The organism is Ensifer sp. ENS08, from assembly GCF_014852195.1.
Classification (GTDB): Bacteria; Pseudomonadota; Alphaproteobacteria; order Rhizobiales; family Rhizobiaceae; genus Ensifer; species Ensifer adhaerens.
Map to the genome: position 1 here is coordinate 93,905 of NZ_JACVBF010000020.1, position 21,513 is coordinate 115,417.

The window sequence follows — 21,513 nt, forward strand, 5'->3', positions numbered from 1 at the left end:
TCGGGCTTCGACGAAGCCTCAAAAGGAGTGCTCAAAAGGTGAGTGTGCAATTACGCCACCTTCATTCTCCCATCGATTGATGGGTTCAAGTTTTGTCACTGCGGGCAGGGGCGAGTTTCAGCTCGATACAGGCCTGCCTTGGCAGCCCGATCCTTGCTTTGTGAACCTGATCAACAATGCTTCCAGCGACGGCGAAAGAACTTAAAGCCGCTTGATCGGCAACGCTCGAATGACAATCTCTTGCTGGCCAAACGCGCACTCCAATTCATGGCGATAAACCCGCCACCATAGCTGGTCGAGGTTTTCTGTCATTACTTCCGCCACAACGATCTGATCACGCTCCATTTCAGCTCCGGATACCCAATTTCCTTCCGCGGGTGCATTCCTGTAAAACGTTATGCCGCCGAAGGCCTCCGCAAGTTGTTGCCGAACGGTATCGAACATTTGGGAACCGAACGGTTGCCCATCCCGTCGTTTGAGAGGCAGTAAGATCTGGATAAGATGCATGTTCGGTTCCTTGATTTCGAGCAGTCCCATCCTCTAATTGCCAGGTGGTTTCTTCCAGCGAGATAAAAAGCCACAGTCATCGTCAATGACCTGCCCCTCGTAGGATCAGAAATGCTTGCGGACCACTGCTCTCACTCTTCGCGTAAAGTCATTGCCGTGTTTCGTTGGACGCCGCCAACCCACCCTGCAAAGCACCGCGTTCAACCACCAGGACCGAGAAAGGCGCCTGCGGAAACAGTATCGGCTGCAACTCCCGCGGCTTCAATCGCCTCCTGCTTGGCCGCAGCGATGCTTGTGGTGGTAAGTCTTTTCATACCGCTCGACATGCGTCCGTGCTTGCAGGCTTCCACATTGAACAGGTGAGGGTGAGCCAACAAGGGATTTGCACGATCCCGCCCGTATCGCGACACCTCATGCCTTAGGGTCTTGTTTCTCTCCCGCGCTTTTGCCGTCGGAGCTTCGCGAACGCTCCTCGAAACGTTCCTCCCCTTTTGCCAGGGGGCTTCCTTTTTGGAGTTCAATCCGGCGCTCCTCTCGTTGGGCACTCTCTTGAAGCCCTCGCGCAGACTCGTTGCCCTCGGGTTGTTCATCCCTCGGCCCTTGAGCCGAGAGCGCCTCGAAGGACGACTTTTGTTCGGCGTCAGGCATTGCTGAACTCGCGCTCGCGGCCTCATCGGCCGAGCGAAATCTCTTCAAAGCTGCGCGAACCTCATCTTCTTCCCATCCAGCCTCGACGGCCGCGGCGACCAATTCGGTTTCAAAGTCTCGCCAACTGTCCCGCCCTTCATGAGCTGAAAGAATGGACGAGAAGCACTGGTAACAGTCGGCCGACCTCTCCAACGTGCCCTTCGCAGTCCTTGGGGATGCAATGTATGTCATGATCTCGGACCTCGTATCTGACGGAGCGACCAGGCAGCGAAGTGCAAGGACCTGCATTCGCTATCACTGGCGCGCAAACCTTCGGCCTTTCAAAATGTTCCTGGGAATTTCATACGGAGGGTACGTCGTCGGCCAGGCAAAAAGGCGTGACATGGAGCCGTTGCCGCAGGATCGGAAACTCCTGAAGATCCGTGCAGCCGACGTCGTTGCGCGCGCTTCACCCAGGTTACGTAACAATCCTCTCGCGGGGGGCCCTCTAACCACAGGCTCATCGCCTATGAACTGCCTTGCCCAGGCTTGCAAGCAATTCGCCACCTGAACTCCTCCCGGCGTCTGGCGCGATGAACTCTATCAACCCTTGAACGAGCGCAGGTGTCTTTTCACATTTGGACGGAACCACCGTCTCTCGTGCGGGTTTCACTGATGGCCGGCCGCCAAGTTCGTTCCGATGGAGAAGTTGCAATGGTAAATATCAAAGCAAAGGGGTTTGAAAACCTCGCGCAGTTGCAAGAACATCTGGCTGAGCTCGAGGAAGAAAGCCCTGCAGACGAGCAGGTGCCGGAAGCCTCCCCTTCCCCACAGGAGCAGATCGCAGAATTGCGCCGAGAGCTCGCTCAATTGCAGGCGCGGCTGGTGCCAATTCACGCGAAAACAGAGGGGTTGGACGTTCCATCGCGCCGGGACGTGCATCTGTGGTTGAGGATCGTCATAGCGGCGGCGACAACGCTCGTACTCGCCCGCGTGGTTCAACACTTTCGTCCCGGAGCACCGGGTGCAGCGATCCTACCGTTGCTTACGGCTCGACGTGACGGCAGAATCTGATCCCTACAGGCAAAAGGCCACGGTGAATACATCGGGAGGATCCTATGTCGAACGACAATGGAACGGATGACAGAAATAGCCAGCCAACAGCACCTGGAACCACGTTCGGACGCTCGCTCGAAAGCCAGGCGCAAATGGCGGACGCGCGAGTTGTTGCGACTGGTGAAGCGGTCGAAACCCTCAACGTCTACCGGCTTGTTCCCATTGCGGAGGCAAATGATCCCCGCTGGGCAAACGCTCCATCGCACGGCGTGGTTGTGGTGGCTGCGCGCACTGCCGGGGATGCCCGGGTTGTGGCGGCCGGCGGCGAGCTGGATTTCATGGAGGTCGACGCGGCTCCTGCGGAGGACGTAACGACGCTGCAGGCAAGTGCGTTTCGATCTGAAAAACTTTACAGCGTGGTCGAGATTGAAAGAGGAAGATCGGATCTCAGGAGGGGCGTACTTTCCGGTGCGATCTCGGTCGGCAACATCCGGCCGACTCAGGAGTAGAATCATGTAATCCGTTACCGTCGCCAACATCTTACGACCAACCTTGGGTCGGGGGAGACAATTTCCACCGCCTTGTACTGTCTGCATTCCACCCATTGATGTTGAGAAGGGGACGGAGACAAGTGGCCCGGCATTGACCGGGATGTCCCCCGCCTCTTCTGCTTTGTGCAACTTGGCTTTTCTTCGTCGAAGGCATCGCGTCCCATTGGACCAGAGCGTTCCAACAAGCCGCGCGGTGCCCATGGCAATTTGTGGGTCGAGCGCTAGATCTATCTTGCCTCAACGGAGAACACCAAGGTGGGAAGACAAAGTGGCGATGTCCGGCGTGACAATATGGGCTCAGTCGATCCTCTGGACCCGGCAATTATGGCGGGCGAAGACGCACGCGCCTTGTTCGAAGCACTGCTCGCGATGAAGCGAGGAGACTTCTCGGTCAGGATGAGGCTTGACCTGGATGGTATCACAGGAAAGATAGCCGATACCTTCAACGACCTGGTCGCCGCCAACCAGAAGATGGCTCAGCAGCTAGCGCACGTTGGTCAAGTGGTGGGGCGCGACGGACGCACAAGCACCCGAGTCCGCTTCGGGCTTTCCGACGGGTCCTGGTCCGATATGGAAGACTCCATCAATACGCTGATCGATGATCTCGTATGGCCCACGGCTGCCGTAACCCGTACGATTGCCGCAGTCGCCAAAGGCGATCTTTTGCAGACCGTTCCGCTCGACGTCGATGGTCGCCTCCTCAAGGGGGAGTTTTTAAGATCCGCGAATATCGTCAATACAATGATCAAACAGCTCAGCGTATTCACCTCGGAAGTCACGCGCGTCGCCCGTGAAGTCGGCACTGATGGCAAGCTCGGCGGCCAGGCGCAGGTCCCTGAAGTCACCGGCGTCTGGAAGGACCTCACCGAAAGCGTCAACTCGATGGCGTCAAACCTGACGGCACAGGTGCGCAATATCGCCGAGGTTACGATCGCGGTTGCCAACGGCGATCTGTCGAAAAAGATCACCGTCGATGTCCGCGGCGAAATCTTGCAGTTGAAAGAGGCCATAAACACGATGGTGGATCAGCTTCGCTCTTTCGCCTCGGAGGTAACGCGTGTTGCACGCGAAGTGGGAACGGAAGGAAAGCTCGGCGGCCAAGCGCTCGTGCCAGGCGTTGCCGGGACCTGGAAGGACTTGACGGACTCCGTCAACGCCATGTGCGGCAATCTAACGGCCCAGGTTCGAAACATTGCACAGGTCACGACCGCGGTTGCCCGAGGAGATCTCTCGCGCAAGATCACTGTCGACGTGTCGGGAGAAATCCTTGAGCTCAAGGAAACCATCAATACGATGGTCGACCAGCTGAATGGCTTTGCAGGGGAGGTAACGCGCGTCGCCCGTGAGGTTGGTACCGAGGGGCGTCTGGGCGGGCAAGCACAAGTCCCAGGCGTTGCCGGCACGTGGAAGGACTTGACCGACAGTGTGAATTCCATGGCTGGTAACCTCACGGCTCAGGTTCGAAACATCGCCGAGGTGTCGACCGCCATCGCCAACGGCGACCTTTCACGCAAGATTACCGTCGACGTGAAAGGCGAGATCCTTCAACTGAAAGAAACGCTCAACACCATGGTGGACCAGTTGAACCGTTTCGCTTCCGAAGTTACTCGCGTCGCCCGCGAAGTCGGTACCGAGGGCAAGCTTGGCGGTCAAGCACAGGTTCCAGGCGTTGCTGGCACCTGGAAGGATCTCACTGAAAATGTGAACTTCATGGCATCGAACCTGACGGGCCAGGTGCGAAACATTGCCGAAGTCACGACGGCCGTGGCAAGGGGCGATCTTTCGCGCAAGATCACCGTCGACGTCAAAGGCGAAATCCTAGAGCTCAAGAATACCATCAATACGATGGTCGATCAGCTCAATGCCTTTGCCGGCGAGGTTACACGCGTGGCGCGCGAGGTCGGGACGGAGGGCAAGCTTGGGGGGCAGGCGCAGGTCTCCGGTGTCGCGGGCACCTGGAAGGACTTGACCGATAGCGTCAACTCGATGGCCGGCAACCTGACGGACCAGGTCCGCAACATCGCCGAGGTCGCGACCGCGATTGCCAACGGCGATTTGTCGCGCAAGATCACCGTCGATGTCCGCGGCGAAATCTTGCTCCTGAAGGACACGCTCAACACGATGGTCGATCAGCTGCGCTCGTTCGCGGGGGAGGTGACCCGTGTGGCGCGCGAGGTCGGTACCGATGGCCGACTGGGTGGCCAGGCTGTTGTTCCCGGTGTCGCCGGCACATGGAAAGATCTGACCGACAACGTCAATCTGCTTGCGGCCAACCTGACGACCCAGGTGCGCAACATCGCCGAAGTCACCACGGCTGTCGCGCGCGGTGATCTCTCCCGAAAGATCACGGTCGACGTCAAAGGGGAAATCCTCGAACTCAAAAACACCATCAACACGATGGTCGATCAGCTCAACGCCTTTGCAGGCGAAGTGACGCGTGTGGCCCGCGAAGTGGGTACCGAGGGAAAGCTCGGCGGACAGGCGCAGGTGCCGGGTGTCGCTGGAACCTGGAAGGACTTGACCGACACGGTAAACGTCATGGCTGCCAATCTGACTGAGCAAGTTCGTGGTATCGTGAAGGTGGTGACTGCTGTTGCAAACGGGGACCTCAAGCAGAACCTGACGGTTGCCTCCAAAGGCGAAGTTGCCGCTCTTGCCGAGACGATCAACAACATGACGGGTACGCTTGCAACCTTCGCCGACCAGGTCACGAGCGTGGCGCGCGAAGTGGGTGTCGAGGGCCGGCTCGGCGGGCAGGCAAACGTTCCTGGCGCCGCCGGGACCTGGAAAGACCTCACAGGCAACGTCAACTTGCTCGCGGCAAACCTGACGACGCAGGTCAGAGCGATCGCTGAGGTGGCGACGGCTGTGACGAAAGGTGACCTGACGCGTTCAATCCAGGTCGAGGCCCGCGGCGAGGTGGCCGAGTTGAAAGACAACATCAACACGATGATCGGCAACCTAAGGCTCACGACGGAGCGCAACACCGAGCAAGACTGGCTTAAGACGAACCTGGCCCGGTTTACCAATATGTTGCAGGGGCAGCGCGACCTGACATTGGTCGGGCGGATGCTGCTGTCCGAGCTCGCAGCGCTGGTCGGCGCACACCAGGGCGTCATCTATAAGGTTGATAGCGACGAGCGCCGGTCGACACTTTCGCTTTTGTCGACTTATGCCCACGGGATCGATGCTACCCACCCGGCGCGTCTGGATTTTGGTCAGGGGTTAATCGGACAATGCGCGAGCGATGCACGCCGTATTCTCATTACCAATCTGCCGGACAACGTCGTTCCGATCAGTTCAGGCGTGTTTTCCGCACTTCCCAAGAGCGCGATTGTGCTGCCCGTTCAATTCGAGGGTCAGGTCAAGGCAGTCATCGAATTAGCCTCGGCTGGCGATTTTACAGACCTGCAGTTGTCGTTCCTGGACCAGCTGACGACATCGATCGGGATTGTGCTCAACTCGATTGAAGCGAACATGCAGACAGAGGGTCTGTTGAAGCAATCGCAGCAGCTGGCAACGGAACTTCAAACCCAACAGAGAGAGTTGCAGCAGACCAACGAGCAACTTGAACAAAAAGCACAGCAGCTCGAAGAGCGAAACGTCGAGGTCGAAGGCAAGAACCAGGAAATCGAGCAAGCCCGCCGGGCTCTGGAAGAAAAAGCGACCGAACTTGCACTGACATCGAAATACAAATCCGAGTTCCTTGCCAACATGTCCCACGAGCTGCGGACGCCGCTAAACTCGATCCTCATTCTGGGTCAGCAACTAAGCGACAATCCCGACGGAAATCTGTCGGGTAAGCAGGTGGAGTTCGCCAAGACAATTCACGGAGCCGGCACCGATCTCCTCAACCTCATCAGCGATATCTTGGACCTTTCGAAGATCGAGTCCGGGACGGTTTCGGTCGATGCTGAGGAGATATTCATCAACAACCTGCTGGAGATGATGTCGAGGCCATTCCGCCACGAGGCCGAAAACCGCAACCTCAGCTATTTGGTGGAGATCGGCGACGACGTTCCCAGAAGCGTCATCACAGACTCCAAGCGATTGCAGCAGATCCTCAAGAACCTGCTGTCGAACGCGTTCAAGTTCACCGCAGAGGGCGGCGTGACGCTACGGGTGACCGCGGCAACGGAGGGCTGGTCTTCGGATCACCCCTCGCTCCAACACGCTCCCTCAGTGATCGCGTTCGAAGTGTCTGACACCGGGATCGGCATTTTGCCGGAGAAGCAACGCATTATCTTCGAGGCATTTCAGCAGGCTGATGCTTCGACCAGCCGCAAATACGGCGGCACCGGGCTCGGTCTCGCCATTAGTCGAGAACTAGCAAACCTCCTTGGCGGAGAAATTCAGTTGCGCAGCACCCCCGGGATCGGCAGCACCTTCACGCTCTTTCTACCGCTGACATATGTCGGTGCGTCGACGGCGCTCAAATCTGTTCCCGCTCCAACCAATGTGGTGCAACTGGCGGAGGCTGCAGCCGCATGGCGCGGCGAGAAAGTGGCTGAACAGATGGATGACGATCGCGACGTGATTGAACCCGGCGACGTTGTTCTTCTGATCATCGAAGACGACGCTCACTATGCGCGGGTTCTTGTCGACCTTGCCCGTGACAACGGCTTCAAGGTCCTGGTCGCCAGCCGCGGTAGCGACGCATTGGATCTCGCCCATGAGTTCAAACCCGCCGCGATATCGCTCGACATCTTCTTGCCGGACATGCTCGGATGGACCGTACTGAGCCATTTGAAGCAGAGCGCGGCAACACGACACATCCCGGTCCAGATCATCAGTCTCGATGAAGACCGGCAGCACGGCCTCGCGCGAGGTGCCTTCGCGTTCATGACCAAGCCCACCACCGCACATAGCGTGGGCAAGGCTTTTTCGCGATTAAGAAACTACGCCGAGCCCCGTCGCAAACGCCTCCTTCTCGTCGAAGACAACGAGGCCGAGCGCCTGAGCGTCACCGCACTCCTTGGTGACCATGACATCGACATTGCGAGCGTGGGGTCCGGTGCGGAGGCTCTGGTCGCCCTCCGTAACGATCCCATCGACTGTGTGGTTCTAGACCTGACGCTCCCCGACATGACCGGCTTTGAGGTTCTGGAGAAGATTCGGGACGACGATGACATCGTTGAAGTGCCGGTTGTCGTATTCACGGGGCGAGAACTCTCTCCGGAGGAAGACGCACGACTACACTCCATGGCGCGCAGCGTCGTCGTGAAGGGGGTGGAATCGCCGGAAAGACTCCTCGACGAAACCGCGTTGTTCCTCCATCGGGTGGTAGCTGACATGCCCGCGGCGAAGCAAACCATGCTCGAAGAGCTGCACAGTTCGGATGAGGATCTGCTCGGGGAGGCCGTGTTGCTCGTCGATGACGATGCGCGTAATATTTTTGCGCTAAGCAGCGTGCTGGAACGGCGGGGTATGCGGGTGCTGACAGCGACGACCGGCAGCGAAGCCATCGAGGTCCTTCAAAACGAACCAGGCGTTGCCATCGTTCTCATGGATATCATGATGCCCGGGATGGACGGCTATGAAACCATGCAGGTCATTCGATCGGATTCGAAATTCCGCAGGCTGCCCATCCTTGCGCTCACGGCCAAGGCGATGAAGGGAGATCGCGAGAAATGCCTGGAGGCAGGCGCTTCGGATTACCTTGCAAAGCCGGTCAATACGGAGCAACTGCTGGCAGCTCTTCGTATGTGGCTTCATCGTTGAGGGTTTGGGCATGAATCCTGTCAACATTCTTCTTGTCGATGATCAACCGACGAAATTGCTGAGTTACGAAGTGGTCCTCCAGGATCTGGGTGAAAATCTCCTGAAGGCGCAATCCGGACGGGAAGCTCTGGAGCATCTTCTTCGAAGCGACATCGCGGTAATCCTGGTCGATGTGTGCATGCCGGAACAGGACGGGTTCGAACTCGTCAGCATGATCCGCGAGCATCCGCGATACCAAAACACGGCGATCATCTTCGTGTCGGCCGTCATGATGGCGGAACCCGACCGATTGCGCGGTTACGCCGCTGGCGCCGTCGATTATGTCTCGGTCCCGATCGTACCGGATGTCCTACGTGCCAAGGTTAGGGTCTTTGCGGATCTCTACCGCAAGACCCGCGAGCTCGAACGTCTCAATGCGGAACTCGAGAACCGAGTCCGCGAGCGCACAGCCGAGCTGGAGGCGTCTGCGACCGAACTCCGGCAGCTCAATGAGGAACTCGAACAGCGCATCGAACAGAGGACGCGCGAACGAGAGGCAGCGCTTGCGCAACTGTTCGAAGCGCAAAAGCTCGACACCGTGGGTCAATTGACTGGCGGTGTTGCTCATGACTTCAACAACCTGCTGATGGCGATCCTCGGCAGTTTGAAGCTTTTGAAGAAGCAGCTCCCTCAGGGAGGTAAGAGCGAGCGGCTGGTCGAAAACTCGATCCAGGCGGCCGAGCGTGGTGCCGCATTGACCCAACGCTTGCTGGCGTTCGCCCGTTGTCAGGAACTGAAACCTCAACCGATCGATTTCCTCGATCTTTTTCAAAACATTGAAGACATACTCGTCCGCGCTCTTGGCCCCGGCATCGACGTGCGAAAACACATTCCCGCATCTCTTCCGCCGTTGCTCGTCGATCGCAACCAGCTCGAGCTTGCCTTGCTCAACCTGTTCGTGAACGCTCGCGATGCGATGGTAGGTGGCGGCACGCTTGTCGTGTCGGCTGAGGAGGATTTAACATCGATGCCCGTTAACCTCAAGCCGGGTCGCTACGTGCGAATAACGGTTTCGGACAGCGGTGAAGGCATGGACGAGGCCACTGTGGCGCGCGCGACCGAGCCATTTTTTACCACCAAGGGGCAGGGAAAAGGGACGGGGCTCGGCTTGTCGATGGTCCACGGCCTTGCAGCTCAATCCGGCGGTGCGTTGAGCCTTTCGAGTAGAAAGGACGAAGGCACTACCGTCGCGCTTTGGTTGCCCGTCGCCGAAGATTCCGTGCCGGCGAGCACGCCCTTGGAAACCACCGCGCTCGAGGTTTCCCAAGTCCAAAGTCCTTTGAGGGTACTTGTAGTCGACGACGATGTTCTCGTCAGTATGGGGACAGCCGCTATGCTGGAGGATCTCGGCCATACCGTTGTGGAGGCATCTTCGGCAGCCACCGCACTCGAGATCCTTGGATCGGGACATACGTTCGATCTCGTTATCAGCGACCAGGCGATGCCAGGCATGACGGGTGCGGAGCTGGCACGTTTGATTTTCTCGTCCTATCCGGGTCTCCCAGTGATCCTTGCTTCGGGATATTCTGAGTTGCCCGACGACGAGGGACTTCAGGCGCTCTTGAGAATGACAAAGCCGTTTACGCAGGAAGAACTACAAACAACGATCGGACGCGCGGTGGCCCACCGGGCCACAGCCGCTTGAGAACTTCGTCACGTGCTGAACATCGCAGCAATGATGAAGCGTTCGGAATTCTCGCGGCTGTTGAAGTAGTAGACGGCCAAAAGGGAAGGACACAGCCGATGTCTGGTCCGCCGCGTCGGCTTGGATGACCGTTTCCGAACGCCGCTAGGCGACAGCCTCTATCCATAGCTCGCGCGTGCCAAGCCACTTCAACATTTCCAGCTGACGATAATCAAAGAAGCTGCGGGTGGCGTGGGGGGGAGACGATCGCTGCGAAATCTTTCACGCGGAACCTGCCGGCGGCAGACTGAGCTCAGGCGTCACTTCAGAAAGGGGCTTGCTGCAAGCTCACATCTCGATCACGACGATGTGTACTTTGACAAAGGAACGGGAGTTTGGCTCGATGGTTCGTCCGACATCTACTGGATCAAGAGGAGATTCACGATGCTAAAAACAATGTTAACGGCAGCTGCGCTGTTTGTTGCAGCGACGCCTCCCGCATTTGCCCTATCGGATATCGTGTGTGACCAATCGAACATGTCAAAGCTCGAGAAGGACGTAAAGAGCATCAAAGACGAGATGAAGAAGGACTACGCCAACAAAGAACTCGCCATGGCAAAGGACGCGCTTGCATCAAACGACAGCGACAAATGCAAAACGCACATGTCGAATGCGATGAAAGGCAATGACCCGATGTGATGGGTGAGCGGATTCGGAGGCTCCCTTTTCAAACCGGCCCTGTTGCATGCCCAGACGGAGTGTTGATGCAATATATCGGAGCATTGGAGTGGTTGCCCTTCCTTTTCGCTCGACTCCAGCGGCGCGAGCGCTGCAGCCACCTCAAAAAAACTTGAGGCCCTCGAGGGAGTCGGAGGGTCTCAAAAGGCCCACGTCGCCTTCGTGCCACGCGGTCTTTTAAGCTGCCCCCTCAACCTCTGATCTGGTGCCGGACGCGGAAAGCTTCGCTCCAAATGGTTCCCGCCGCTCCTAAATCAAAATAGTCCGCCCCGCCAAGGCGGGCAGACAACGTCACCAGGTTTGCCGGCCATACCAGTCGTCGATGTTCTTGCCGGACGCGATCCTTCTCGAGGCCGTAAGGCTTCCTGAATCTTCACTTCTAGCTGATCTTGTTTTTCCCCTTACTTGATCAAGATCGTCGTCGGTGAGTTTGCCCTACTTTCCTTGATTTTTCCCTTGAATTGCTTGCAGTTACCTTCATGCGATCCGGCGGCGAAACGCCTGGCGGCTCCTTTGTTCACCGGTTCGTCCAGATTGGGGTTTGAGGAGGGTGATCGACATAACGGCCGCTTCGCTTCGCGGGATGGCTGGCGGGTGTGAGGCTGCAGAAGAGGACTAGATTTCGATTTGGCTTAGGAAGCGAGCAAGTGCCTTCGACAATTCCTCGGGTGCTTCCTCAGCCATATGATGGCCTGAACTGATGGAGTGGCCCTCGAGGTTCGTTGCCCAGGGGCTCCAGACCGCCAGAACATCATCGTAGAGATCCGCGAGGTCGTCCAACCTGGACCATAGACACAACATCGGGCACTCGATCAACCGGCCGGCCCGCCGATCGGCGAGGTCGTGTTGCCTATCGACACCCAGCCCAGCCCGGTAGTCTTCAAGCATACCGTGAACAACGGAAGGATTGCGGGTGGCGGCTCGGAAGTCCTCATAGGCAGCCTGACCCATTGGTTCCATTTCGCCGCCGTACCACGCATCCGGATCGGCAAGGATTGCGCGTTCCGGCTTATCAGGGACGGCAAAGAAAAACCAATGCCACCATTTTCTCGCAAACTGCTCACCAGTTCGTTCGAGAGCTTCCAGGATTGGAACAGCGTCGAGTATGACCAGGTGCGTGACGCTGTCGGGATGATCCATTGCGAGCCGAAACGCGGTGTAGGCGCCACGATCGTGCCCGACAACGGCAAATTGAGTATGTCCAAGCGCCCCCATCAGCTCGACGCATGCGGCAGCCTTGGCCCGTTTCGACGAGCCGGAGTGGTCAGGCGTATCCTGCGGAACATAGGATTGACCAAATCCCGGCAGATCTGGACAGATAACCCGAAAGGTGTCTGCCAGCCGCTCCGCCACCTTCCACCAGGTGACGTGGGTCCGGGGGTGGCCGTGAAGCAATAGAACAGGCGGACCGCTTCCGCCATGTCGCACCCGCAGCTGGCCAGCTGTTACAGGTATCGTTTCAAGTTTGAAGCCCTCGAACATGGTAGTGCCATGAGTGCCATGGGGCCGGTTTTGCATTATATCCGGGCCGCAGATCGGTTAGTAACCGAAGAAACTCTAGCAAAGTCCGATAGTTCCAACCGAGTGTGTGCCTCCCCCAACAAATCGTGGGCCCCACGGGTTAGCATTCGGAACACGTCCGACGCCCTGTCACGCCGCCCATTCTGGCCATCATCACGTCCGCAAGGACTTCGTCCATTTGTCCGTCGGCGCAACGTGGGAATTTTACTTCGGCGCTTTTGGCGAATTCTCGCCCGTCAATGGTCGAAGAAAGTCACACGGAGGGATAGCGGCGGCATGAGACCCTTCCAGCAGTTACGCTCGACAAGCGCGGAAGCGTCCGCTTGGGGGCGAAAGCGACGAGCGCCCTGCGGAACGTTCAAGCTTCTCGCCGGTTTTGGCCTGAGAGAGGAGCCAATTATGGGAATCAACGAATCAAAAAGCGGCGCGCGAGGTACTCCATCACATAGGCTTGGGATACTTGTCCGGGGCCGATTGGAACTTTCCGTCTTTTAGCGCGCTTATCGGATTTGCGGCCAATGCCAGTCGAGCGATGATGCCCGCCTGCCCAGATCAAGGAAAAAGACGATGCGGAATTCAGTTGCCGCGGTCATTGTCAGCGTTTCGCTCGGCGGATGCACCGCCGGCGTCGCGACTTACGGCTTCTCGCCAAACTTAGAACCGATACCCGGTAGCATCACCTATCGCGGCCAGCCTCGCACCAAGCTGACGAAAGCACCTGTGGGCAGCATCGTGCCACACGAGTTTCGAGACCAATTCGGTCGGCGCGTTTCTGAGATCTATGTCATTCAGCCGGATCGCTCTCTTCGTCTTGTCTCCCGACGCAGGCAGACATTTGATTTTTTCGATGACGATTAAGGGGACTTGGCATCCGTAGATTGACGGACGAAGAAATCGCACAGGCGATTAACTTTTAAGCGGCAAGAGGTCGATGTGACGAAGTCAAGGGAAGCCGTGGAACCGGGCAGGGGGCGAAATGCTTCAACGCCTGAAGAGATACCGCCGAAAGGCATTCGCGATGTCTTTTGGCGTGTTGTTTCAGAAATGTTCGAGGAGCGTGTTTTCCTGATCGCGGCGGGGGTGAGTTTCTATCTGCTGTTGGCACTCTTTCCCGCTCTTGCTGCCCTCGTGTCCTTTTACGGCTTCATCGCCGATCCCATCGACATCGGAACCCATATGAGCGTGCTGGACGATCTGTTGCCACCCGGGTCTTACGCTTTGATTTCGGACCAGTTGAAATCTTTGACATCCCAGAAGACGACAACGCTTAGTTTCGGTTTCGTCAGCGGCTTGTTCATCTCGCTCTGGAGTTCTGCCAATGGCATTTCGGCGCTTTTTGATGCCATGAACGTCGCCTATGGCGAAACTGAGAAGAGGACATTCGTCACCCGGACGCTGCTTTGTCTCGCATTCACGTTCGCCGGGTTGCTTTTTGCGGTGGTCCTGATCGTGGCAATCGGCGTCATTCCCGCCTTGCTGGCGTATCTGTGGCTCGATTGGTGGACTGAAATCCTGACGAGGACGGTGCGGTGGCCGATGATCCTCTTCCTCGTCGCTATCGGCACGGCCTCGATCTACCGGTACGGGCCGAGCCGCGAGCGGGCGAAGCTACGGTGGCTCAATTGGGGTATCATATTCAGCACGTTTATGTGGCTCGCCGCCTCTTGGCTCTTTTCCTTCTATTTTCAGAATTTCGCGAACTACAACGCGACTTACGGCGCTCTCGGCGCGCTAGTGGGTTTCATGATGTGGGTATGGATTTCGACGGTTATCCTCATCATAGGTGCTCTGATTAACGCGGAGCTCGAACACCAGACAGTCGTCGACTCCACCACCGGTATACCGCTCCCGATGGGTGAACGCGGCGCCTACGTTGCTGACACACTCGGCAAAGCTGCCGACTAGGCGCGTAAAGCCACGTCGGTTCGCGCACCGCTCTACGAGGCGGGGATCTGCAGACCCGAATGAGCCGATCACTCTGAAGGTCGGGTGTGCGCACCGTCAGCAAGAAACGCTCAACGACCGACGTTGTGGCGCGTGCTCAGCTCCGTTATAGTGACACCGACACCAGTGCGCTCGGCGTTCGCACTTCGACGAAACCTCAAGCCGCGGCAGATCGCGTTCGCTCATCGCTATGAATTCCATGCGCGATCTCCCAGGTCATCCGCCCTCCGGGAAGCGCGTGCACAAGTCCAGGGTGAACCGTGGTTAGGGATCCTGCCGTTGCTCCGACACGAAGCCGAATGGCCGGTTCAGCGACACCAACGTCGGGTTAGCTGTGCCCTTCGATTTCCGCGGCCGGTCTGCGAGTAAGCCCGAGAGTTCGCAAACTCCTGCTTCGTGAGGCCGATGCACTAGCGCATACCCGGCAAACGCAAGCCGCCGCGGCGCGCCTGCTCAGTGGATCCTGGCGCATCTGCGAACCTCGCTCTTTTGTGGGCCTTTTCCGTCGTGCCACTTTGATCAAGCTCCTTCCCGGCGCCGATCTCAGGCGCTGAGTGAATGCCGCAGGGGCGGTCAACTGCCTCATTGCTACGAACGGCAATTGTCGGAGGCCCCGGGCGGGAGGTGAGATCGTGAAGGGGGCCGCACGGCGGCCCTTCAATGTTTCCGATAGAGATGGCGAGCCAGATAGGGCTATAGGCAAAATCTGATCAAAGGGAGTCTACTCGAGCAGCAGCTCCGACAGGCGCTTGGCATTCTTGATCGCATGACCATCACGATCATTGTTGAAGTAAGCCCAGACCGTTTTCGCTCCGCTTTGGCGGATGCGTTCCGCCCATATCCTCAGTTCGGCGTCACTGTAATCGTGCCTATACCATTGGTATGGCCCGTGAAACCGCACATAGATGTCATCGCAAGTCTTCACGAGGGCGTCGGGCAGCCGAGGGCCACTGCAGGAGCAGAAAATGGTTCCATTTTTCTCAAAAGCGTCGAAGACGTCGTCATTCCACCAACTCTTGTGGCGGAACTCCACAACGTTTCGACGGGAAGGGTCAAGCTGAGCCAGTATGGTGTGCAACATCTCGGCGGAGTAACGGACGCTTGGAGGCAATTGAAACAGAAAGCAGCCCATCTGGGGGCCGAGAACGTCGGCTATGTAGCCAAAGTCCTTGACCAAGGTGCTGGTATCGTCGAAGCGCCTGACGTGGGTAATGAGCTCACAGACTTTGACCGTGTAAACAAAATTCGGTCCTGCTTGTCGCAGCCAATTCCTCACCGCGGCGATCGTCGGCCATGAATAAAAGGGCGCATTGAGCTCCACCGTTTGGAACTGCTGGGCATAGATGGGAAACCACTTGCTCGAAGGAATATCTGCCGGATAAAGCTGTCCTTTCCAGTGCCAATAGTACCAACCCGAGCAGCCGATATGGAGGCCGTGTAACAGGTCCCGCGGAATGGTGAGCGCGCCTCCATTCGTCCCCAGCGCCAATCTCAACGCATGCATCTTTTCGGCCCGGCCTATATTCGCAAGCCGCTGCCTCTGTCGGCGCTGCGCGCGACGGGCGCGACGTTCTGCGAGTTCTTCCGAAGAGCGCTCCACCATCTGACAATCCGCCGTTTTCCCTGGTCAGAAAGTCTCGAGACGGGATTTGGTCCCTGCTTTCCAAACACCTATCCATCTTTGCGCCATTACATCCGTGAAGCACGCGAACTCCGGGGCGGAGCATCATGTTTGTTTGCGATTTCTTGAAGAAATGCCTCGATCGTTTTGACCTGATGGAACAACTGATCCGCCAACGGCCTGTAAACATTGCGAAGAGGTGGCGTTGGTTCAGCTGACAAAAGGCCATTGTCGCAAGGGCGACCGTCATCCCAGCCCGCATGATTGGCAATAGGATAAAGACATACTGCCTCTATAGGCACTCCCCACATCATAGCAGCCCTGACTTCTTCGCCGACATATGCCAGCCAATCGGACCGGCGATCGCCTTCAGTACCCGTCTCTGCGATCAGCATTGGCCTGCCATATCGAGCGTAGGTTTCGACAAGAATTTTGCGCAATGGTTTGTAGAGAGGGTGTTCGACGTCGATCGTCGGGCCGCCGTGGATCCACTGGTTGTTGTGGTAGTAGTTGACGCCGATGATATCGAGATACTTTTCCGCGCCTCCCAACTGGGGCCACAAGCGTCCCGAAATCATGTCCCAGGCTTGGTATTGTGCCAATCGATGGCCTTCAGCAGCAAGTCGATCGCCTGGTCGCTCGGGATCGGCCAAAACATTGATGGCCGGCTCGCAGTGGACAAATCGGGCCCGAGGCTCGACCTCAAGAATAGCATCCATCGCCGCGATCGAGGCGCGCGCAAGCTGCACCTTGAGCTCAAAGCCCCTGCGCCCTGCCCAAGGGTTGAGGTAAGCAGCATCTCCACCCGCCCATGAAAAGAAAGAGATTTCGTTGACAGGCACGAAGAACGGCGGGGCGGCGATTTCGCTTCGCAGGAGTTTTGCGGCAGCCCCCGCAAAACGCGCAAACCGTCTCACAAATTCAGGCGACCATATATCGATATCATCGGGCCAGCCGTAGTGCATAAGATCCCAGATGACCTGCGTTCCGGTGGTGCGCGCTGCGCGCATTAACGGTAAAACACTGCTCCAGTCATATGTTCCGGGCAGTTGCTCGACCAGATGCCAGCGAAAACCATCCCGTACGCTGCGGATATGATGGCTCGCCAGCTGACGGTAATCATTTTCCGCATATTGTTCGTGTTTTATCGAGGCTATCATATCCAGGCGCCGACCCCGACCCACCCCATCCCTTGGTCGGACGCGGTGGGTGGAACATTCAAAGCCTCCTTGGAAGAAAGACTGGAACAGTCCGGTCGGAGCGCACGGCGTCCTTTCCTCAAGGACTTCGTCAAAAAGCGCCTGCCACTGCGGAACCACCGCTTCGACGCTGTAAGTCTTCTCTACATGCAAACGCAACTGTAGACCGAAGCTGGCGCGCAACTCCGGCGATCCGGCAAGCATTGTGACGGCCTCTGCCACTGCTAGTGGATCGTCATGTCCGACAAAATAGCCAGAAAGGCCGTGTTTGATCTGTTGTCGTGAACCGTTGTCGGCCGTTGCAATGACCGGAAGGCAGGCGGCCCCAGCCTCAGAAATGACATGGGGCATGCCCTCATCCCGCGAAAGCCAGACGAACACGTCGAACGCTGCAAGCAGGTCCGCGACGTCGACCCGGTCACCCAGGAAGCTCAAGACGGCATCCAATCCAAGCTTGCTACACAGAGCCTTCAGATGCTGCGCATATTCGGGCATGAATGCATCTGGTCCTCCCACGATCACAAAGCGCATGGTGTGATCTTGTGCGTGAATAATCGCGGCCGCCTCGATGAAGGTCTCGACATTCTTTTTTGCATCAAGACGCCCGACCCAGCCGACCAGGATCGTGTCGTCGTAGATGCCGAGTTGCCGGCGCGTTGCAGACCGCCGGCTCGGCTCGAACTCCTTGAGATCGACCATAGATGGGATCTCTCGGGCATCACATTCCCGCCCAGGCATTCGAGACGCGGCGGCGTCGCGAATGGATCGACAGACACCCACATAGCGACTGGTCAAATGTTTCGGTCCGCTCAAAGCTTCCAGGACCAGGCCACCATGCTCGATCAACGGCGGGCGAATGTGCAGCCGTTCAAGTGCCGGGTAAATGTCTGCAACATTTTGACATGAAACCACCACGTCATAAGAAGGAATTTTGTCGGCGAGATAGGCAACGGTCTCTTCGAGCGACATGGAATAGGGCGCAGTGTCCACTTCGATGCCCAAAGCCCGCAGCTGCTGATGCGTCTGCGCGGGCATGCCGTCCTTGTGCAAGCATGCGACCACATCGATTTTGTAGCGCGAACGGTCGATATTGGCCGCAAGAAGACGAACCTCGGTTTCCTCTCCTCCCACCACCAACCAGCCGAAGACGAAGAGGACGGTCTTGGGGCGGCATGATCCGGTCATGGCCCCACCTTGAAGACGATCTGCAAGAACTCAAACCTCCGCTGCAGCAGATCCGAAAGAAACTCCGGAGCATCCTCGAAGGGGATCACATGGGTGATCATGTGCTGTTTGATCAGTTCGCCCTCACGGGCCAACAGGTCGATTGTTTCGCCCGCAAGCCGGCGTTGGCTCCAATGCGATGAAAGACCGCGTGGAACACGATTGATCTGCGCGCAGCGTATGTTAAGGCCATTGTGGTGAAACTCCTCACCCAATCTCAACCTGTCAGCTCCACCCTGATAAAATGCCAGGTCAATCACGCTCCCCTGGGGTCGTACGGCCTTGAGTGCGACGTTAAGGCTTTCCGAATGGGCCCGGGTCTGAAACACGATATCGGCTCCGCGGCTTGCAGCGCCGTCGTGCCAGTGCGTCTTCACGTGTTGCCAGGCGTGTTCCTCTGACATTGCCTGAATGCCCATCGCCTCTGCCTTTTCTCGGCGGAACTGTGACGGATCCGCGACGAGGACCTGGCAAGCGCCAAGGGTCTTGGCAAAGAGCGCTGTGAGCAAGCCTACGGTCCCAGCTCCGATAACCAATACGCGTCGACCGATGACACCGCACCCCAGGAAGGGCAGTGCCGTTCCGAACGCATCGGCATCGGCATGGAGAATGCCATTGGCAGCTATCGGGCCCATTTGTGCGACGAAGATGCCAAGCAACGGATCGATCGTGGTGGGAAGTGGGACGAGAAGGTCGCAAAACGGGTCGGCTACATGGCCGGTCTTGTGGGCGTAGGTTGCAGCGACGATATCGTTTGTTGCGTAGCCGGCGGCGTTTGTGTCTGCGACCCGTGCCACCTCCATGTAGCCTAGAAAGGGGACGGGATATGACAGGTCAGGTTCGTTCGCTATGAAAACCCCCCGCTCGCGGTCGAAGCGCGAGTGAAAGTAGGGGTTGGTGTTTTTGAGGAACGTTAACTCGGTCCCGGCCGAAAACCCGGTAAAGAGTGTGTCGAGCTGTACGTGACCGTCGGCTGGCGCCTCTTCCTCATATTCCAGGAAGTACATTTTGCCAGGGCGCTCGACGCCGAGGGATCTTATGGTGCGGCTGAACATCGGCACAATTCCTAAAAGTTGTGGAGGTCGATCGGCTGACCGGTTTCGGCAGACTTGCTCAGAGCTAAAGCAATGCGGTGGGTCGCGAGCGCCTCATGGTAAGGGCAACGAATGCGATTTTCGCGGCCCCGCACCGCATCGACGAAGTCGCGATCCTCCAGCCGCACCGGGTCTCCGTCGGCCCGGCGCACCGGCCTCCCCGCCCCGACATCCACCATGATGTCATGGTCTGTCAGTTCAATCGCCAAGCCATCGGCAAAGAGGTTCAATCCCATGTGATGCCCCCACTTCAAGGCACACGTGGACGCAATGTTTCCGATTGCACCTGTTGCGAATAAAAAGCTGGCCGTGCTCGACGTGGCAACATCGAGATCAGGAAAGTCATCCCTTTTTCTATGCGTCGTCTGGCCGAATACCCGGACGATATCGCCGACAAGATAACGGGCGAGATCGACGATATGGGTCGTCTGTTCGACGGTTTGCCCGCCTGATGTCTCCTTTTTCCACCACCACTTCGGGGGTGGAGTCTGATCGAGCCAGTAGCCCGAAACAAGTTGCGCAGGGTTCTCAGCCAGGCATCGGCGCGCTTCCTCGACGGTGTCGAGGTATCGCCAGTGATAGCCCACCGCGGTAATCAGGCCGGCCGCAGCAATGCCCGCGGCGAGCTCCCTGGCAAGATCGAGATGCAGGCTGATTGGCTTCTCGACAAAAAATGGAATCCGAGCCGAAATGAGCTCTCGCTCGACATCGCCATGCGCAAATGGGGGGACACAGATATAGGCGGCATCCAGTTCCAGTTCGCCCAGCATCTGGGCAGAGGAAGTAAAGGCTCTGGCGCCAAATCGGCCTGCCGCATGCTGGGCCCGTTCGATGGCGGGATCGGCAAAGCCTACGAGTTGCACGTCGTCGAATTCCGCCAAAATATCGAGATGGCGGGACGCGATCCCGCCCACTCCAATAAAACCGATGCGCGTGCGTTTCATGGTTCGATGCTCTCTTTCGTTGGCGACCGCTGAATGGAGAACGGATCGGTAGATTTCTGCGGTCTCCTCGACCATCCGGGCTGCGGTGAATTGTTGCTTGAACCTTCGTCGCTGCGCCTCTCCCGTGCGAGCTGCCCCTGCCGGATCGGCTAGGACGGAGATAATCCCCTCAGCAAGCCCTTCCGGATTGCTGGGCTCGACAAGGAAGGGATGCTCGTCTCCAAGAGCGTCAATCGTGCCTCCGATCGCAGTCGCAACGACAGGGACCCCCACCGACATCGCCTCAAGAACCGCCAGCGGCAGCCCTTCGAACAGCGATGAGAGAACGAAAACGTCCGCCGATGCCAGCAGCGAGGCTATGTCGTTGCGCTGCCCTGCAAACAACACGGCGCGTTCAAGTCCGAGCTCTGCGACCAAATCCTTCACATTGCCGACTTCAGGACCCGTACCCACCAGTAGCAGCACAGCATTGGGGAATTGTTGCAGGACGCGAGGCATCGCCCTGACCAAGGTCAGGTGGTCCTTCTGCCGTGTGAAGCGCGCGATCGATATAAGGGTGTTTGATCGTTGGGAACCCCACTCAGACCGCACCTCGATGCCATCGCGAAGCGGTGGAATTCCGTTTCGGACAACCTTGATCTTGTTTGGATCGACGCTCTCATTCGGGAAAGTCGACCGCGCCGCGGGGGAGACGACAACCAGTCGCTCGACGAAGCCAAGGCCCTCGAAGAACGCCGCCTTCTGTTCTCCTTCGGTGAGGAGAAACGGCAAATGCTCCGTTCTGATAACCGGAACACCTGCGACTTTTCCGGCGTGTGCGAGCCCATGGCCTTCCCAGCCGATGCCTGCGTGAACATGAATAAGATCGGCATCGACCGATTTCAGCCACAAACCGCACTCGGCGATGTCGTCGAACTCTTTGACCGCCAAGCCGAGTGCGAAGGCTTTCGAAGCAAGGTTGCCCTCGCATCCTCGCGGCAACACCATCGTAACTTCAAAGTGTTCGCTCAACCCCTCGCCGAGAATAAGCATGTGGGCACCCATGCCCGATGCATCGCAGCTGTCGGTCGCAATGACGAGCTTTTGTTTTGGCTTCATGAGAG

11 protein-coding genes and 2 pseudogenes are annotated in these 21,513 nt (G+C 57.7%); 7 read left to right on the forward strand and 6 right to left on the reverse strand.

The window, feature by feature from the left end; translation table 11 throughout:
- Positions 1-201 precede the first annotated feature (201 nt).
- Entirely contained in the window at positions 202-537 is a 336-nt protein-coding gene (locus IB272_RS30045) for a hypothetical protein (protein WP_234798844.1), read from the reverse strand.
- Positions 538-1,848: 1,311 nt separating this feature from the next.
- Between IB272_RS30045 and IB272_RS30050 the strand changes: the two genes are divergently transcribed.
- The 5 genes from IB272_RS30050 (at position 1,849) to IB272_RS30070 (ending at position 10,824) form a co-directional block, all read left to right on the forward strand.
- Positions 1,849-2,208, forward strand: a complete 360-nt coding sequence (locus IB272_RS30050) for a hypothetical protein (RefSeq protein ID WP_034800013.1) — start codon at positions 1,849-1,851, stop codon at positions 2,206-2,208.
- 44 nt (positions 2,209-2,252) lie between these two features.
- Positions 2,253-2,699 (forward strand): hypothetical protein, encoded by a 447-nt coding sequence (locus tag IB272_RS30055; RefSeq protein WP_034800012.1) that lies wholly within the window; start codon positions 2,253-2,255, stop codon positions 2,697-2,699.
- Between the two features lie 297 nt (positions 2,700-2,996).
- A complete protein-coding gene (locus IB272_RS30060; RefSeq protein WP_034800011.1) occupies positions 2,997-8,462 on the forward strand; it encodes a HAMP domain-containing protein in 5,466 nt (1,821 codons plus the stop codon).
- Between the two features lie 10 nt (positions 8,463-8,472).
- On the forward strand, positions 8,473-10,146 hold the full coding sequence (locus IB272_RS30065) for a response regulator (protein ID WP_192445635.1): 1,674 nt from the start codon (positions 8,473-8,475) through the stop codon (positions 10,144-10,146).
- Between the two features lie 423 nt (positions 10,147-10,569).
- Complete coding sequence (locus IB272_RS30070) at positions 10,570-10,824, forward strand: hypothetical protein (protein ID WP_034800008.1); 255 nt, start codon at positions 10,570-10,572, stop codon at positions 10,822-10,824.
- Between the two features lie 330 nt (positions 10,825-11,154).
- Here the strand turns inward: IB272_RS30070 and IB272_RS35665 are convergent.
- Positions 11,155-11,384: pseudogene (locus tag IB272_RS35665) on the reverse strand (CsbD family protein).
- Between the two features lie 94 nt (positions 11,385-11,478).
- Positions 11,479-12,345, reverse strand: coding sequence for an alpha/beta hydrolase (locus IB272_RS30075; RefSeq protein WP_192445636.1), 867 nt, complete (start codon positions 12,343-12,345; stop codon positions 11,479-11,481).
- Positions 12,346-12,951: 606 nt separating this feature from the next.
- Between IB272_RS30075 and IB272_RS30080 the strand changes: the two genes are divergently transcribed.
- Positions 12,952-13,242, forward strand: a complete 291-nt coding sequence (locus IB272_RS30080) for a hypothetical protein (protein ID WP_034800005.1) — start codon at positions 12,952-12,954, stop codon at positions 13,240-13,242.
- 75 nt (positions 13,243-13,317) lie between these two features.
- Positions 13,318-14,289 (forward strand): YihY/virulence factor BrkB family protein, encoded by a 972-nt coding sequence (locus IB272_RS30085; RefSeq protein WP_192359112.1) that lies wholly within the window; start codon positions 13,318-13,320, stop codon positions 14,287-14,289.
- Between the two features lie 760 nt (positions 14,290-15,049).
- Here the strand turns inward: IB272_RS30085 and IB272_RS30090 are convergent.
- The 3 genes and pseudogenes from IB272_RS30090 to IB272_RS30100 form a co-directional block, all read right to left on the reverse strand.
- Positions 15,050-15,931 carry a DUF72 domain-containing protein gene (locus tag IB272_RS30090; protein WP_034800004.1) on the reverse strand — a complete coding sequence of 294 codons (882 nt, stop codon included), beginning with the start codon at positions 15,929-15,931 and terminating at the stop codon, positions 15,050-15,052.
- A gap of 86 nt (positions 15,932-16,017) precedes the next feature.
- Entirely contained in the window at positions 16,018-18,333 is a 2,316-nt protein-coding gene (locus tag IB272_RS30095) for a glycosyltransferase family 4 protein (RefSeq protein WP_110819831.1), read from the reverse strand.
- Positions 18,330-21,508: pseudogene (locus IB272_RS30100) on the reverse strand (glycosyltransferase). The gene IB272_RS30095 and the pseudogene IB272_RS30100 overlap by 4 nt, the downstream one beginning before the upstream one ends.
- Positions 21,509-21,513 lie beyond the last annotated feature (5 nt).